The sequence below is a fragment of the Rhizobium aethiopicum genome (assembly GCF_900094625.1).
Classification (GTDB): Bacteria; Pseudomonadota; Alphaproteobacteria; order Rhizobiales; family Rhizobiaceae; genus Rhizobium; species Rhizobium aethiopicum.
On sequence record NZ_FMAJ01000043.1, the window covers coordinates 1 to 15,042 of the forward strand.

General features: G+C 60.0%; 14 protein-coding genes and 4 pseudogenes. 12 read left to right on the forward strand and 6 right to left on the reverse strand.

Annotation, left to right across the window (positions count from 1 at the left end):
• Nucleotides 1–315 (forward strand): transposase (locus tag GA0061105_RS31555; protein WP_141130267.1); only part of this gene is annotated, 315 nt, incomplete at its 5' end.
• Here the strand turns inward: GA0061105_RS31555 and GA0061105_RS31560 are convergent.
• Complete coding sequence (locus GA0061105_RS31560; protein ID WP_092755302.1) at nt 291–728, reverse strand: DMT family transporter; 438 nt, start codon at nt 726–728, stop codon at nt 291–293. The two genes, GA0061105_RS31555 and GA0061105_RS31560, sit on opposite strands and share 25 nt — an antisense overlap.
• 77 nt (nt 729–805) lie before the next feature.
• Between GA0061105_RS31560 and GA0061105_RS31565 the strand changes: the two genes are divergently transcribed.
• Both GA0061105_RS31565 and GA0061105_RS33695 read left to right on the forward strand, forming a co-directional pair.
• Nucleotides 806–1,420 (forward strand): CGNR zinc finger domain-containing protein, encoded by a 615-nt coding sequence (locus tag GA0061105_RS31565; protein WP_092755278.1) that lies wholly within the window; start codon nt 806–808, stop codon nt 1,418–1,420.
• A 99-nt stretch (nt 1,421–1,519) separates the two neighbouring features.
• Nucleotides 1,520–1,779 (forward strand): annotated as a pseudogene (locus tag GA0061105_RS33695) (Crp/Fnr family transcriptional regulator); the annotation flags it as partial.
• Between the two features lie 363 nt (nt 1,780–2,142).
• Here GA0061105_RS33695 and GA0061105_RS31575 read toward each other — a convergent pair.
• From GA0061105_RS31575 to GA0061105_RS33705, 4 genes and pseudogenes are all read right to left on the reverse strand, one after another.
• Nucleotides 2,143–2,848 (reverse strand): annotated as a pseudogene (locus GA0061105_RS31575) (SOS response-associated peptidase).
• Nucleotides 2,849–3,182: 334 nt separating this feature from the next.
• Nucleotides 3,183–3,557, reverse strand: a complete 375-nt coding sequence (locus GA0061105_RS31580) for a thermonuclease family protein (protein WP_141130268.1) — start codon at nt 3,555–3,557, stop codon at nt 3,183–3,185.
• Nucleotides 3,554–3,771 (reverse strand): annotated as a pseudogene (locus GA0061105_RS33700) (hypothetical protein). Before GA0061105_RS33700 ends, GA0061105_RS31580 begins: the two are co-directional and overlap by 4 nt.
• Complete coding sequence (locus tag GA0061105_RS33705) at nt 3,768–4,043, reverse strand: hypothetical protein (RefSeq protein WP_425348787.1); 276 nt, start codon at nt 4,041–4,043, stop codon at nt 3,768–3,770. The pseudogene GA0061105_RS33700 and the gene GA0061105_RS33705 overlap by 4 nt, the downstream one beginning before the upstream one ends.
• Nucleotides 4,044–4,331: 288 nt before the next feature.
• Between GA0061105_RS33705 and GA0061105_RS33145 the strand changes: the two genes are divergently transcribed.
• Both GA0061105_RS33145 and GA0061105_RS31600 read left to right on the forward strand, forming a co-directional pair.
• Nucleotides 4,332–5,291 (forward strand): hypothetical protein, encoded by a 960-nt coding sequence (locus GA0061105_RS33145; RefSeq protein ID WP_208601722.1) that lies wholly within the window; start codon nt 4,332–4,334, stop codon nt 5,289–5,291.
• The gene (locus GA0061105_RS31600) at nt 5,284–7,296 is read left to right on the forward strand and encodes an esterase/lipase family protein (RefSeq protein WP_141130269.1); all 2,013 of its coding nucleotides are present in this window, start codon (nt 5,284–5,286) and stop codon (nt 7,294–7,296) included. Before GA0061105_RS33145 ends, GA0061105_RS31600 begins: the two co-directional genes overlap by 8 nt.
• Nucleotides 7,297–7,470: 174 nt before the next feature.
• Here GA0061105_RS31600 and GA0061105_RS31605 read toward each other — a convergent pair whose 3' ends face one another.
• Nucleotides 7,471–7,725 carry a hypothetical protein gene (locus GA0061105_RS31605; protein WP_092755284.1) on the reverse strand — a complete coding sequence of 85 codons (255 nt, stop codon included), beginning with the start codon at nt 7,723–7,725 and terminating at the stop codon, nt 7,471–7,473.
• A 233-nt stretch (nt 7,726–7,958) separates the two neighbouring features.
• Between GA0061105_RS31605 and GA0061105_RS31610 the strand changes: the two genes are divergently transcribed.
• From GA0061105_RS31610 to GA0061105_RS31640, 7 genes and pseudogenes are all read left to right on the forward strand, one after another.
• Entirely contained in the window at nt 7,959–8,969 is a 1,011-nt protein-coding gene (locus GA0061105_RS31610; RefSeq protein WP_092755287.1) for a LacI family DNA-binding transcriptional regulator, read from the forward strand.
• 42 nt (nt 8,970–9,011) lie between these two features.
• Nucleotides 9,012–10,286, forward strand: a complete 1,275-nt coding sequence (locus GA0061105_RS31615) for an ABC transporter substrate-binding protein (RefSeq protein WP_092755308.1) — start codon at nt 9,012–9,014, stop codon at nt 10,284–10,286.
• 72 nt (nt 10,287–10,358) lie between these two features.
• Complete coding sequence (locus GA0061105_RS31620) at nt 10,359–11,210, forward strand: carbohydrate ABC transporter permease (RefSeq protein ID WP_092755290.1); 852 nt, start codon at nt 10,359–10,361, stop codon at nt 11,208–11,210.
• Nucleotides 11,207–12,064 (forward strand): carbohydrate ABC transporter permease, encoded by an 858-nt coding sequence (locus tag GA0061105_RS31625; protein ID WP_092755293.1) that lies wholly within the window; start codon nt 11,207–11,209, stop codon nt 12,062–12,064. The genes GA0061105_RS31620 and GA0061105_RS31625 overlap by 4 nt, the downstream gene beginning before the upstream one ends.
• Nucleotides 12,065–12,077: 13 nt before the next feature.
• Nucleotides 12,078–13,136: an ABC transporter ATP-binding protein gene (locus GA0061105_RS31630; protein WP_092755296.1), complete on the forward strand. Its 1,059-nt coding sequence runs from the start codon at nt 12,078–12,080 to the stop codon at nt 13,134–13,136.
• A gap of 19 nt (nt 13,137–13,155) precedes the next feature.
• Nucleotides 13,156–14,451: an MGH1-like glycoside hydrolase domain-containing protein gene (locus GA0061105_RS31635; protein ID WP_092755299.1), complete on the forward strand. Its 1,296-nt coding sequence runs from the start codon at nt 13,156–13,158 to the stop codon at nt 14,449–14,451.
• A gap of 201 nt (nt 14,452–14,652) precedes the next feature.
• A pseudogene (locus GA0061105_RS31640) lies at nt 14,653–15,042 on the forward strand (IS110 family transposase); the annotation flags it as partial.

Genomic DNA, 15,042 nt, shown 5'->3' on the forward strand with positions numbered 1-15,042 from the left:
ACGCTCAACCGCCGCCAGATTGCCAGTCTCGCCGGGGTCGCTCCCCATCCCAAAGACAGCGGCAAGGCCAGCTGGCACCGCAGCACCACCGGCGGAAGACGCCAAATCCGACCCGCGCTCTTCATCGCCGCTCTCGCCGCCTGCCGTGGCGACAACCCGCTAGCAACCGCCTACAAGGCGCTGCTCAAAGCTGCAAAACCCAAACGCGTGGCTCTTACCGCTATCATGCGCAAGATCATCACCATCGCAAATGCCCGCGTCAGAGATGCCATGCGCCAGCAAAATGAAAATCAGGCCGCACTCCTCTTAAACTGACTTGGTGAGAGGCCGATCAAGCCGATGACCATGGCAAAGGCCCGGGCGCTGCTCCAGCGTTCCTCGCCCAGCAATATTCCAAAGCCGAGAAGAGCGAGCGGTGTCAGCGACATTTCGATCACGGCGGCTGTACCGGATGCAACGAACTGCATACCCCAAAACAGCGGGCCGTAGCAGAGTGTGATCATCAACAGGCTAGCAATGATAATTCGGCCCAAATCCCGCCTGGCCAAAAACCTTCTGCGGCCGGAACACAGAGACCATCCGAAGAGCAACAAGCCGGCGCAGAGAAACCTCGTAGCCGCAAATACCATCGGCGACACGGTTTGGATACCGGTCTTCACGGCGATCCAGGTCAGACCCCAGACGAGGCAAAGAATGAGGAACTTGATGAGATTCTTGCGAGGAGACATAAAGCGAGCCTTGTTTTGTAACGTGTAAAGTCCATTTATAGCGTTACAATCTCGCGACCGGCTCTTTGTTCCGTACCATGGCCTCATCGATTTTCGACATGCGTCTGAGTGGCGGGCATCCCGCTCTTGATCTGGTAAACACCGTCGACAGCCGCCGTGGCCGTCAGGGGCCGGATTTCCTGCGGTCGTTCGATGACGTGTTGGGGTTCACTGAAAGGCTTCAGCTTATCGACGCCGGAGGATTGGCACGCTTGAGGAAACGCGCGACCGCTGATCCCGGCAAGGCCACGGACACCCTGATGCGCATGCTCGAGTTGAGAGAAGCCATCTACTCCCTGTTCCTTGCAGAGGACTCCGAAGCACCCTACCCTGACGAAGCATTGCGCACTGTGGTCGAGACAGCCCGAGCGGGCCGCGCGAGGCAGATCCTCATTAAGGCAGATGAGAACTTCGTCTGGACATTACCCTTTGACCGTCTGCCTGATGCTTTTTACCCATTCGCTATTGCTGCTACCGATCTATTGACCAGCCGGAGCGATCGCCGACGCGTGCGCGAGTGCAAGGGCGAAAATTGCGGCTGGCTCTTTCTTGATCGCTCAAAGAACGGTCGAAGACAATGGTGCTCGGAGGCAAGTTGCGGGGTGCACAGCCGGGTGAGGCGTTTCCGCGCGCGCTCCGGCCACGGTTTATGATCGAGGTAAGGCCGCCAAGAACGTCTTGAGCGCAAATCACGATCGTGCCGAAGATGCGACCGTGGGCTGTCTATCGTGGCGTCCGACGTCGTCCATCACGACATGGCCCTCACGCACGACTTTTTATCTTTGATGCTTGGGGTCAGACGTTCAGGGGGACCGTTCAACTGCACATTCTGGAGGGCATGCACGCAATCAAGTCGACGCGAGGCAACGCGCGAATTTTAAACCGGCAGATACTCCTGGATGTTGCCGGCGCGTCATACGGGGCCCCCGAGGCAGAATACGACCGCCTGATTGGTTCGAACCGGTCAATCGACGAGCGGCCGGCAAGACTTAGGGGGATTGGGTGGAAATGAGATTTTCAATAAAGCAACTTCATGCTGCCGGACAAAAAAGCCCCCGCCAAGGCGGGGACAAGTTCGTTGACGAAGAAGAGGATCACACGGAACGTCCGTGCTCTCCTGCCGCCAAAACGAAAGAGTGATCGGTCCGGTTCCGGTACGGTGTTGGACAGAGGAAATTCCTCTAGTCGCATCAGAATCTTCCCTCGAGCATCCCGAAGGTCTTCTGTCGATATTCAGAAGCAAAATGCCCCGCAAGAAGCTACGGGGCATTTTGTGATCAAAGGCGCCCAAACGCGAGGAGGGGCGCCAGGATAGTAGGATGACATGGTTCCGAGGATATTCAATTAGCCTTAACTTGCTAATCTAGTTGTTGAATTATGTCGCTCTGAGTTCAACTCGATTGATAATGTCCGGCCCAGCGTCCCTGAAGGTAGTTACGCGGCGGGTAATCGGCCACATAGTCATGGCGTCCGCATCGAATGGCTTCATCAGGTCGGAGGGATCCGGCTCGGGGGATAGCCAGCGATCATAGTCTTTCTGTTGGAGGACAACCGGCATCCGGTCATGGATCGCCGCCATCATCTGATTCGGTGCGGAGGTGACAATGGCGAAGTTACGAATGTCTAACCCGACGGGGTGGTGCCAGATTTCCCATAGGCCTGCCAAAGCGAAGGGCGCTCCATCCTTCATGGCGATGGCATAAGGTTGCTTGTTTTGGTTGGTCCCGGAGAGTCTTTCCCACTCGAAGAAGCCAGTGACGGGGATAAGGCAGCGGCGCGACCTGTAAGCCCCCTGGAACAGCTTATGCGCAGCGATGTCTTCGCGACGAGCGTTGATCAATGGCGGACGCCGGCCCGGCTTCAACCATGTTGGCAGAAACTCCCATCGAGCTGGTGCAAAGACTGGCCTAGACAGGTTCGATCCCCCTACGATGTCGCGGACAATGATCGGGTAAACTTGGGTAGGGAAGCCGTTGTAACGAGGAGGTGGTCGTTCAAACTGTCAATTGCGCCGGGTCGGCGAATGGGAAATGGTGGATCAATTCATTTGGGGATGAATTGAGGTATATGCGGCGACACATGCCGAACTCCATGCGGGAACCAATTCACGGGATATGTTTATCCGCGCGAACGCGTCAAGTTCTCGGCCGAACTTGTTTCTGGATACGAGTTGCCTGGCCAGCCGCGTATGCTCGTGCGAATTCCTCTTTAAGAAATTCCTTTTCGTGCCTTTCGCTATGTTCGACCACAGATACGACCCACAGACCGTTTCGTTCGAAGATAGTAACAGCATTCTCGATCATGGCTCATCCTCTAAGTGCCCTGCTGCTACCCACCGAGCCAATACCCTCTATTATATCGCGAAACCCCTGCATGTCGAATTCAGCGCATGACAGTGGTTCTTTCGAAGTCGTGCTAGTCACACCAATCAATGCGTCGCTTCGGGCTCCACATTCTCGCAAGTCCCTCCTGCAGCAGCCTCTTGCCGATTTCTTCGCCGTTCGCTCGATAGATGTTTACGAGCGGCCGGTGCGATTGTGTTTTGTCCACCGCGCCGCTGAAGACGACCCGCAAGCCCTTTTCAGCCAAGAGCTCTTTCAGCCTGCCCTTGGCGATCAGCGCCAGCTTCCGTTCCTTGAGGCACTTCGCGTTGCTCCCGATCTCCGGCGTGTCGATGCCAGAGGCAAACGGAACACCTTCCCCCAGCAGTCGCATGTTCTGCCCGTCGCATTTCACGGTGTCGCCGTCGACGGCGGTGAGCGATGCGCACAGTATCAATCCAGCAATCATTGAACGGTCGTCCTACCTTCCGCAGCCTCGAGCTTCCGTCTCAGCGCCTGTTCCTGTCGAAAGATTTATGCGGGAAATGCTCAAAGCACCACCATCGTGTCGCCACGGCGGCCGAGGGGCTTTTTCCCCAGCTTCCCCAATTGTCGCAGCCTTGGTGCTCGCAATAATGGACGTAGAGGTCTGGCGCCTTCGGAGACCTGTCGATGTCGCTCATTTGACCTCCCGGAATTGCCAGCCCATTTTGGGCTTCGGCCAACCGTTCCTCGCTGCGCGAAAATCAGCGTAGGCTTCGGCTTTCTTCCTCGCTTCCATGACGCCCGTCGCCCAGACGGTAATTCGCAGCCGGCCGGCTCTGAGGACGAAACGGCGTCCGCAGAGCTGCTTGCCCGCCGTGTATCCGGCACGAAAACAAGCGCGCTTCGTCGACAGACATTCGGCCATCATACTCACTGACCAACCGCTTGGCGACGACAGGCTCGCAGCCAGGTGGCGACCTCCAAGAGAAGCAAACCGCCTTCGCCGCTCTATCTCTTTGTTTGAGCTCCGGTTGTTTTTGTGAAATCGGCTAGGCGCTGTGCCCGCGTTCTGGATGCCTCAAGCTTCTACCGTAGTACACATGATCGGTTAACCACAACCTGCGATAAATGCGGGCGGGTAGTGGCGTCAGGTCCATCGTGGATTATTGTTGGATCAACCAAAGGTAGATGCCCCGGCGTGGCACACGGCGGGAGATGCCGTAGGGCTTGGACCAATCGCATACAGCAGGAGGCTTAGATGGACCCTTTGACAGTCACGCTCGGAGATCAGATCGCGGCGCCGCGCGGCGAAATACCAATCGGAACCAGCATGCAATCGAACCAGTGGGCAATCAGCGCAAACGAGTTGTACGTCCTTGTGATGCAGACGGACGGAAACCTGGTGTTGTACCAAGTCGCAGGCCCACCACCCGTAGCCAATTCAAGCTTTCAGGGCTTCCCGTACTGGGCGTCGGGAACAAATCTTGGCGTCGCCGCTCGCTTCGAAGTGCAGACCGACGGCAACCTGGTCATCTATGACGGTACAGATCTGTTATGGGCTGTTTACAATACAAACAACGCCTCACCGGGTTACCTGGCAGTCCAGGACAACGCCAACCTGGTCTTCTACGACACTTCGGGCGCGGCGTTCTGGGCGACGAACACGGCTGTCGATATTCCGGCGTTGATGCCAAGGCTGGAGAATGGCGCAACCGGCCGATTTGATTTCTTCAACGTATCCGCATGGCACAGCCTCAACAATGAAGGCGACAATGGCGCCACCCCGACGGTCACCATGAACTCGAGCACGCTACTGATTCAAGGCGGCTTCCAGTGGAAGCACTATTCGATCGGATCAGGCGAAGGCTCCATCAGCATCGAAGTCGCGCTGTCAGGTGCCCTCACATGCGTGGTGACGGCATCGGTCATCGGCGCACCTTTCTCGGAAATCGGTTTCTCAGCGTCGGGCACCTGGCAGGCGACATTGGGAGACGAACCGGTGCTGACCTGCAACCTCGATAACGGCTGGTGGGTGAAAATTACCAATTTCAAGGGCGGCGGAAGCTGGTATCCGGGCGTCGAGATCGATTTCTCGGATAGCCAAAGCCTCTGTTTCGAGAACACGTCGGGCGACACCGCTTCGGTCGGCGTCGCCGCCGAGGCACGCCAGGCCGGCCCGAAACAGAAGGAATCCCGGATGGAGGCAAGCAATGGCTGACACGGCCGGACACACAAGAGCGGCATTCGAACGAGTGCGAACGATTCGCTCGCGAATGCATGAGGTCGCCGATCCCAGCATTCTGCATGGCGGTGTGTTTCGCTGGCCCCTGATGCGCCGGCCCGACGTGGAATCGATGCTCGACAGCGTGCAGAGGGACCCAGTTGAACCCCGGCATTGGCGGTGGCTCTACTCCGAATTGCATCGCGGCGCCATCGCGGGTGCGCCAGTGCCTTCGCCGGCGGAGATCGAGGCGCGCGCCGCACGCCACCGCGCGTGCGGTCTCATGCCGGTGGCGATAGCAAATATTCGCTACGGAACGCCGAGCCAAGCGTTTGCCGACGAACTGTCGCGCTTTGTGCGTGCTGGCGGCCCGTTGCCGACACCTCAATCAGGATCGCTCGAGGACAAGGCGGCATTCTTCGCCGCACCGCTGTGCAAGCAGGAATACGACATCCTTCGACTGCTCCCCGAACGCCACGACGGACTACAGGTGCGCTACGTTGTGCCAAGCGATCTCGTGATCGACAATACCGGCCTAACGCCGCGCGAGTTCGAGATCGATTTCGATGACAATACCGGCTATCGCAATGTAAAGCTCGACGAGCCGGTGGATGTCACGTATCCGAGCGCCGGTCACCGGTGCATTCGTGTGCGACTGGCCGGAGCCGGTCGCCATGCCACTGGTTGTCGGCTCACCATTGCCGAGCAAAGTGCACCGATACCGGACGAGACGTGGTCGCTTTATTCACCGATCACGTTCCAGGGTGTAACTGCGACCGGCTATGCATACGTGTTTTACGGCAGCGGCAACACGACACTAACAAATCCGCTGCTGATGGCCGAGGGTTTCCCCGGCGGCTACTCGATCAACACGTTGTGGAATATCTTCAACGAGCAAAACCTGGCCCAGGATCTGCTCGCACAGGGATACGATCTGGTACTGATCGGCTTCGACGACGGCATGACGTATGTCGAGGCCAATGCGGGCGTTGTAATGGCCGCGGTTCAGTATGCGATCAACACGACCTCGTCCGACACCGAGCTCGTCGTCGGCGGCGCCAGCATGGGCGGCCTCGTGGCCCGCTACGCACTCGCCTACATGGAGACCAACAACATTCCGCACCAGACCAGCTATTACGTTTCGTATGACACGCCGCACCTGGGTGCATCCGTGCCCGTCGGCGTGCAGGGCTTCATCCAGAGTGTCTGGCTCTATACACAGGATGGATCGGTGGAGGCGCCGGCGGCGCTGCTGAACAGCAACGCTGCCCAGGAAATGTTGATCTACTGGGTCAATGGGACGACCTACTCCGACATCACCACCGGTGTCTCTCCGCTGCGCGCCAACCTGTCGAACAATTTGTCGGCGAACGGCAATTTTCCCAAGCAGCCGACATTGCTCGGCGTTTCAAACGGCGCGACCGACGGCACGCTGAACGGGACACCGGCTTCCGATTACGTGCTCTCGGCGGAAGGCGGAATAGTGGCCAGATTGGGCCTGGCTGTGATGACGTCACCGGGGCTCACCGCCACCGTGTACGATGATGAAGGAAACAAGACCACGTTCCCCAATGCTGTGTGCCAGCTCACGCTCGAATTTCCCGGCGGCGGAGATACCTTCGTCACTGTTTGTGGAGAGGGTCAGCAAACACCCGAGTACGAATCTGCGCCGGGTGGAACGGACACGTTCTTCAGCACCCTCGGCAACGAGCTCGACAATGCCGGCTATCCGTCGACGATCAATTACGACTCGGCTTGTTTCGTGCCGACCATCAGCGCGCTGTCCCTGAGTTCGCTCGACGTGTACAGCAACGACGACCTGACCGGCAGCGTCGGCGATACGACGTCGGATCTGACAGCCTGGATCGGCAGTAACAACGACAAGCACGTCACGATCACCGCACAGACCGCGGCCTGGCTGCTGCAGCAACTCCCGTCAAAGGGGTCTCTGCGGGCAACAGCCGCACCGCCGACGACTCGCCGCGTCGAGCGGCTCGGCTGAGACCTCGGCCGAGCCTGCCGCCAAGCACGGGTGCTTTCGGACGCCATTGAAGTTGACACATCAGCTCGTGCAGAAACCGAAATTCTGCGACTACTTGCCCCCACTCATCGCTAAGAAATCGTGGGATGAAAGCGCGGGAGGCAGCATGTCTGACTTAACGTTGCCGCGAGAGAATTAGCGGGGGAGCGAGTTGTCATTCGCAGGCCCAATCGCCGCGTAGCCTGCTTGCGACAGATGCACATTCGACCCGACCAGCAAAATCCACTCTTGAGTGCTGGCGTGAATCAACGCGGCCTCCACTTCGTCCAAGCTGAGCCCTTTGTCGATTCCATAGTCGATGATGGTATCGACCGGCACGCACTCAGTGACCTTCATGGCGCGCATGGCCATGAAGTCCAGAACAAGGCAATTATAGGTGTTGGGGTTCACGGGGGCTCCTGTCGGCAGGACAGAGCAATCATCGCACGATTCCTGCCGATCGTGAAAGCAGTGAGGAAAGGAAGTGGGCTGCGCCGATGCCACATCTGGTGGACGGCCGCAAACGACCGGGGCCGCATTGAAACTCTGATGAGATCGGCTCGGAGCCGCTTTTAGCCTTCGCGAGTTTTGACTTGACTCCCAAAACGTTTTGGAGAATCTTTTTCTTGCTTGGGAGGCAGATCTTGGCCAATCTCAAACAGCTCGCGCAATCCTTGGGACTGTCCATCACCACGGTGTCGCGTGCGCTCGACGGCTATGCCGATGTGTCGGCCTCCACGCGCGAACGGGTTCGTGAGGCTGCCGATGAGGTCGGCTACCGGCCGAATGCGTCGGCCCGGCGCCTGCGCCGGCAACGCGCCGAGCTCGTTGCGGTCACCCTGCCGAGCGATCCTGGCCATATCGGCCCTCCGCATTTCCTCGATATTTTGTCCGGCTGTGCCGAACACCTTGCTGCTGCCGGCCTCAACCTGGTGATTGCGCCGGTGCCGCGCGGCGATAGCGAACTCGACATCTGCCGCCGCTTCGTCGATGGCCGCCGCGTCGACGCCATGCTTCTCGTCCGCACCAAGCGGAAGGACGAGCGCGTCGAGTTTCTGCAGGCGCGCGGCATTCCCTTCGTCACCAACGGCCGCACGGAAAGCCTGGCGCCCCATCCCTATATCGACGGCGACGGCTTTGCCGGCTTCCGGGCAGCGACGCTGCGCTTCCATGCCGCCGGCCACCGCCGTATCGGCCATATCGCCGGGCCGCAGGAATATTACTTCGCACATGACCGCTGCCGTGGCTGGCGGGCGGCGATGGAGGAATGCGGCCTAGCGACCGACCTCTGTGCCGAAGGCGCGCCGTTGGAACAGGGCGGTTATCTCGCGGCGTTGGAACTTCTTCGCCAACCATCGCGTCCAACCGCACTCGTCTGTACCACGGACGAAATGGCGATCGGGGCGCTGAGGGCGCTACGCGAGGTCGATGGCGGCAACCAGATCAGCATTGTCGGCCATGATGACCTGCCGATGGGCGCCTTCACAAGCCCGCCGCTCTCGACCATGCGCATGACCGGCAAAAACCTCGGCGCGAGCTTCGCCTCGTTGCTGTTGCGCGCCATTGCCGGGGAGCCCGCCGCAGAACTCCAGGAGCTTCACGCGATTGAATTCGTCGATCGCGACAGCCATCGTCGTCCCGCCAAGGCGGCATAGACAGAAGTGCATTTCAAATAAAGAACAATGAAGGAGGAGAAGATGAAACATATCATGTCATTTGGAATTCTTGCTTCCACCGTGCTGGCCTTCGCCTCGCCTGTGCTTGCCCAGACGGTTTTCGTGTCTACCCAGCTCCGTCCGATCGAAGAGGCGACCGTCGTCCGCGAGGAGCTGTTGAAGGATGTCGGCTCGGTTGATTACGTAGTCGAGGAGCCGCCGCAGTTTGCTGTCCGCATGGAGGCCGAACGGCAAGCCGGTAAGCGCACCGTCAGTCTCGTCGGTGCGCTGCATGGGGAGCTCTCGCCACTTGCCGATAAGGACACGCTCGCGCCACTCGACGATCTCGCCAAGAAGCTCGCAGCAAGCGGCATGCCGCAGTCGTTGCTCGACCTTGGCAAGCTCGGCAAGCCGACCCAGCAGTACATCCCGTGGATGCAGGCGACCTATGTGATGGCTGCCAAGAAGGAAGCGCTGCAATACCTGCCGGCTGGCGCCGACGTGAACGCGCTGAACTACGATCAGCTGATCGAGTGGGGCAAGAATATGCAGGAGGCGACGGGCCAGCCGCAGATCGGTTTCCCGGCCGGCCCGAAGGGGCTTATGGCGCGTTATTTCCAGGGCTATTTCTATCCGTCCTTCACGGGCGGTGTCGTGCGGACCTTCCAGAGCGCCGATGCGGCCGCCGGGTGGGAGAAGCTAAAGACGCTTTGGGCCTATGTGACACCGAACTCCACCAGCTACGATTTCATGCAGGAGCCGCTCGCTGCCGGTGAAGTCATGGTCGCCTGGGACCACATCGCCCGGCTGAAGAATGCCATTTCCGCCGCGCCGGATGATTATGTGGTCTTCCCCGCTCCCGCCGGTCCCAAGGGTCGCGGCTACATGCCAGTCGTTGCTGGTCTCGCCATTCCGCAGGGCGCGCCCGACAAGGCCGGTGCAGAAAAGATCATCGAGCACCTTTCCATGCCGGACACGCAGCTCCTGACCGCCTCCAAGGTTGGCTTCTTTCCAACCCTGAACGTCAAGCTGCCGCCGGATCTCGACGCCGGCGTCGCCCTTCTCGCTGGTGCGGTCACCGCCACCCAGGCGTCCAAGGACGCTATCATCTCGCTGCTTCCAGTCGGTCTTGGCGACAAAGGCGGTGAGTTTAATAAGGTCTACATGGACAGTTTCCAGCGCATCGTGCTGCAGAACGAGCCCGTTGCAGACGTGCTGAAGACCCAGGGCGCCACGATGGCCAAGCTGATGACCGACACGAAAGCTGCCTGCTGGGCGCCTGATGCCAAGAGCGACGGCCCCTGCCCGGTCGAATAAATCCGCCCGAGACGCGTCCGGGCGGAGTGCCCGGGCGCTCTTTCAACCCTCTGCTCATCGAGGCAGAAGCCGATGACCAATAGCCGACCCTGGATTCCCTACCTGCTGATCCTGCCATCCGTCGCCTTTCTCGCGCTGCTGTTTGTGGTGCCGCTGGTGCAGACGATCTGGTTGGCGGTTTCGGACAATGGCGCGCCGTCGCTAGCGAATGCCGAGCGCATGGTAACCGACATCAATTTCACGCGCTCGGTGAAGAACACCTTCCTGCTGACGATCGCGGTCGTGCCGGTGCAGATCGCCATTGCGCTTGCCATGGGCACAATGGTCGCCAAGGTCGGCCGCGGGCGCGAGACGATCCTGTGGATCTGGACAATCCCGCTCGGCATCTCCGATCTCGCCGCCGGTCTCGTCTGGCTGTCGATCCTGCAGAATACCGGCTATCTGAATTCGCTGCTCTTCGGCCTCGGTATTATCAGCAGGCAGGCAAGCTGGCTTTCCTACCAGACCCCGGTCGCGCTCTTCATCGCGATTGCGGTTGCCGAAATCTGGCGCGGCACGGCCATCGTCATGGTCATCATCGTTGCCGGTCTCAATCAGGTTCCGAAGGAATTCAGGGAAGCTGCTGAAATCTTCGGTGCAGGTCCGTGGACACGCTTCTGGCGGATCACCCTGCCACTGATCCGCCCGGCTCTGCAATCGGCGCTGATCCTGCGCACCGTGCTCGCCTTCGAGGTCTTCGCGGTCGTCTATGCGCTCGGCGGCCGCAATTTCCCGGTTCTCGTCGGCGAGGCCTACAACTGGCAGAACCAGAACCAGAACTATGGCGTCGCCGCGGCCTACGCGGTGCTGATCATGATCATCTCGCTTGCGGCGACGCTCATCTATCTGAAGGCCCTGAAGATCGATCCGGAGCGCCTGCCATGACCACGGATACCATCAGCACGACCAAGGACATCCCCAACGCTGCCGGCTTCGTCTCCTCGCGCCGCTGGCTGTTGTGGAGTGGCATCGTCGCGCTCTGCGCCTGGGTGCTGGTGCCGATCTATCTGGTCGCGCTCGGCGCGCTCGGCGGTCGCCAGGGCGTCTATGTCTGGCCGAAGACCGGCCTTCCCACGGGCATTTCGCTCGAGCCCTTCCTTCTCTTCTTGAAGACCGAAGGCGTCGTCCAGTCCTTTCTCAATTCGCTGGGTGCTGCAGGTATCACAGTCGCCTTGTCCATCCTGCTCGGCGCGCCTGCCGGTTATGCGCTCGCCCGCTACGAGTTTCACGGCAAGGACAGCTACAGGCTTCTGGTGCTGCTGACCCGCGCCTTCCCACTGGCGATCCTGGCATTGCCGCTGACGGTCTCCTTCATTCGGCTCGGCCTCTACGATACCATCCTCGGCGTCGGCCTCATCCATACGGTCCTGGCGCTGCCTTTCGCGGCACTCGTCACGCAGGGCATTTTCCTCGGCGTGCCCAAGGAGTTGGAGGAAGCCGCCTGGGTGTTCGGCTGCACCCGCATCCAGGCCTTCTTCAAGGTGGTGGCACCCTTGGCGCTTCCCGGCATCGTCGCAACCGCGGTCTTTGCCTTTGTCATCTCGTGGAACGAGGTCTTTGCCGCCTCGGTGCTGACAGTGCGCAACCGCACGCTGACCGCCTACCTGCTGACGGTGCTGTCGGAAAGCCCGATGCATTATCGCTTTGCCGGGGGCCTGATGCTCATCCTTCCCTCGGTTGTCTTCATCTTCGCAGTCAGACGTTACCTCTTCGCGATCTGGGGCATTTCCTCCAAATAACGGGACCAGAGCTATGGCCAATATTGTCATCGACCGCATCCACAAGAGCTTCGGAGCCTTCCAGGCGCTGAAAGAGGTCTCGCTGACGATCAACGACGGCGAATTCGTCTCGCTGCTCGGTCCGTCCGGCTGCGGCAAGACCACGCTGCTGCGCATCATCGCCGGCCTCGAAACAGCAACATCGGGAGATGTCCGTATCGGCGACCAGTCGGTGATCGGCTTGCCTCCCAAGGATCGTGGCCTTGCGATGGTCTTCCAGAACTATGCGGTCTTTCCGCATATGACGGTCTATGAGAATGTCGCCTTCGGGCTGCGGATGCAGAAGGCCGACGACGCACGCGTGAATGCGCAAGTCGAGAAGGCCGCAGGCCTGTTGCATATCGAGCAATATCTCGACCGCTACCCGAACAAGCTTTCCGGTGGCCAGCGCCAGCGCGTCGCGGTCGCCCGTGCCCTTGCCGTCGAACCAAAGGTTCTCCTCATGGACGAGCCACTTTCGAACCTCGACGCGCTGCTGCGCCTCGAAATGCGCACCGAGCTCAAGACCGTACTGCAAGCGGCGGGTACCACGACGATCTATGTCACCCACGACCAGACGGAAGCCATGGGCCTTTCCGACCGCATCGCCGTCATGCATGGCGGCGTGGTCGAGCAGGTCGGCCACCCGGTCGAGATCTACAGCCACCCGGCAACACGGTTCGTCGGCGGCTTCATCGGCAACCCGCCGATGAACTTCATCCAGGTCCCGGTTTCGAATGGTCAGGTGGCGGCGGGCTCCGAACAGCTTGCCGCGCCACAGGAATCCGGCGATCAAATCATCCTGGGCCTGCGCGGCGAGGCCGTCGAACTCGCGCCGCTGCCACAGGGCCTCGAAATGAGAGTGCGTGTTGCCGAGCCGATGGGATCGCACCTGCTTTTGACCGGCTCGATTCACGACCAGCCGGTGCGTGTCATCCTGCCGGCCTCGGAAACCGTGAGGAGCGGCGACACGATCGGTCTGAAGCTCGACCAGAAGCGCATCACCTGGCTTTCTCCCGAAAGCGGCAAGTCCTTTCCGGCCGCTTTGGCCTAAGAAGACCGGAGTATCCGAAATGAACGTGCATATCGACCAGGCGAAGCGCATTCTCGCCGCCAACGATCGCGGCGGCTATACCGTGCCGACCGACCGGCTTTACCCCTTCCAATGGAACTGGGATTCGGCCTTCGTCGCCATGGGCTTCGCGCTCTACGATATAGACCGCGCCTATCGCGAGTTGGAGCGGCTGGTCGAGGGCCAGTGGGCCGACGGGATGATTCCGCATATCGTATTCCACGCGCCAAGCGACACATATTTCCCGGGACCGAATGTCTGGCGCACGAAGCACCGTATTCCGACCTCCGGCATAACCCAGCCGCCGGTTTTCGCGATCGCACTGCGCAGGCTGCATGAAGCCGCAGGCAGTGATGCCGAGGAGCGCACCCTGCGCCTCTACGAGGCAGCGCTGAAATGGCATCGCTGGTGGTATTCCGCCCGCGATCCCGATGGCACCGGTCTCGTCGCGCTGCTGCATCCGTGGGAAAGCGGCAGCGACAATTCTCCCGCCTGGGACATCGCACTCGCCCGCGTACCGATCACCACCGATACGCCTGTCGAGCGCAAGGATACCGGCCACGTAGATGCCGACATGCGCCCGCGCGACGAGGATTATCGCCGTTTCATCCATCTCGTCGATACCTATGCCGCCTGCGGCTGGGATCCGGCGAAGCAATGGGAAAAGGCGCCATTCAAGGTCGCCGAGATCCAGACGACCGCGATCCTGCTCAAGGCCGGCGAAGACTTGGAAGCCCTTGCGCGCGCGTTTGGCCGGGTAGACGACGCGGCCGAGATCGCAGCGTTGAATGTGTTGACCCGGAAGGGGATGCTCGCCCAGTGGCGCCCTGCCCTGTCACGCTTTGTCTCGCGCGATCTCATTTCTGGCCAGGATATCGAGGCAGCAACACAAGCAGGCTTCATCCCGCTCCTCGCGCTCGACCTCGAAAAACCCGTCGCGGATGCATTGGTCGATGAGATGAAGGCTTGGTCCAAGAGCCTCAAGGTCGCCTTCCCGACCACCAAGCCGGGCATCGCGAGCTGGGAGCCGAAGCGCTACTGGCGCGGCCCCGCCTGGGCGATCATCAACTGGCTGCTGATCGACGGACTGAAGCGCAATGGCCACGCGGACAGCGCCGAAGAGCTGCGGAAGTCAACGATTGCGGCGATCGAAGCGGAAGGTTTTGCCGAATATTTCAACCCCGTCACCGGCGAAGGCTGCGGCGGCCATGGATTCTCCTGGACAGCTGCCGCGTATCTATGGCTCGAGCGACGCGTCGTTCCTGCCCACAAGATTCGGATGTCAGAACATAAATAAAGCCGCGATGATCTCTGAGGCGATCCACTGAAGGATGAAACTTGGCCCCTATCTTGATTTGGCGATGTGACTGTCGCGCCTTGCTAGGAACCTGGCCCCTTTTCATTCGACGTTTTGCTGCAGTTGAGATCCCATCAGGGGTGAGTAGCGGCCTACACCGTGGCAGAGTGAGGTCGCTAGAAAACTCTCTGGAGGCCAACCATGCCGATGACAGCAGATCAATCTCAAGCGCAGACCGCTACTCTCGTCGATCTTGGCGCAATTTTCATCTCGTTGGAATTAAGCAAATCAACATGGCTCGTGACAGCACTGTCACCTTGTAGCGAAAAGATGTCCCGACACACCGTCACAGGAGGCGACATCGCCGGTTTGTTTGCGTGCTTTGCTGCACTTCGCCAGAAAGCCAAGCGGCGAAAGAACATACTTTACCCACTGGTGATGATCCAAGAGGCCGGACTTGATGGCTTCTGGCTGGGACGAGTGCTGAGCCAGGAAGCTTGGATAGAGAGCCACATTGTAGAGGCGGCCTCAATCGCTATGCCGCGCCGGCATCGCCGGGCGAAGACCGACCGCATCGACGGTGAGACGCTG

Bases quoted from the DNA above. Each gene is read 5' to 3' on its own strand.
- GA0061105_RS31560 (WP_092755302.1), bottom strand. From the start codon at position 728: ATGTCTCCTCGCAAGAATCTCATCAAGTTCCTCATTCTTTGCCTCGTC.
- GA0061105_RS31565 (WP_092755278.1), top strand. From the start codon at position 806: ATGGCCTCATCGATTTTCGACATGCGTCTGAGTGGCGGGCATCCCGCT.
- GA0061105_RS31580 (WP_141130268.1), bottom strand. From the start codon at position 3,557: ATGATTGCTGGATTGATACTGTGCGCATCGCTCACCGCCGTCGACGGC.
- GA0061105_RS33145 (WP_208601722.1), top strand. From the start codon at position 4,332: ATGGACCCTTTGACAGTCACGCTCGGAGATCAGATCGCGGCGCCGCGC.
- GA0061105_RS31600 (WP_141130269.1), top strand. From the start codon at position 5,284: ATGGCTGACACGGCCGGACACACAAGAGCGGCATTCGAACGAGTGCGA.
- GA0061105_RS31615 (WP_092755308.1), top strand. From the start codon at position 9,012: ATGAAACATATCATGTCATTTGGAATTCTTGCTTCCACCGTGCTGGCC.
- GA0061105_RS31620 (WP_092755290.1), top strand. From the start codon at position 10,359: ATGACCAATAGCCGACCCTGGATTCCCTACCTGCTGATCCTGCCATCC.
- GA0061105_RS31625 (WP_092755293.1), top strand. From the start codon at position 11,207: ATGACCACGGATACCATCAGCACGACCAAGGACATCCCCAACGCTGCC.
- GA0061105_RS31630 (WP_092755296.1), top strand. From the start codon at position 12,078: ATGGCCAATATTGTCATCGACCGCATCCACAAGAGCTTCGGAGCCTTC.
- GA0061105_RS31635 (WP_092755299.1), top strand. From the start codon at position 13,156: ATGAACGTGCATATCGACCAGGCGAAGCGCATTCTCGCCGCCAACGAT.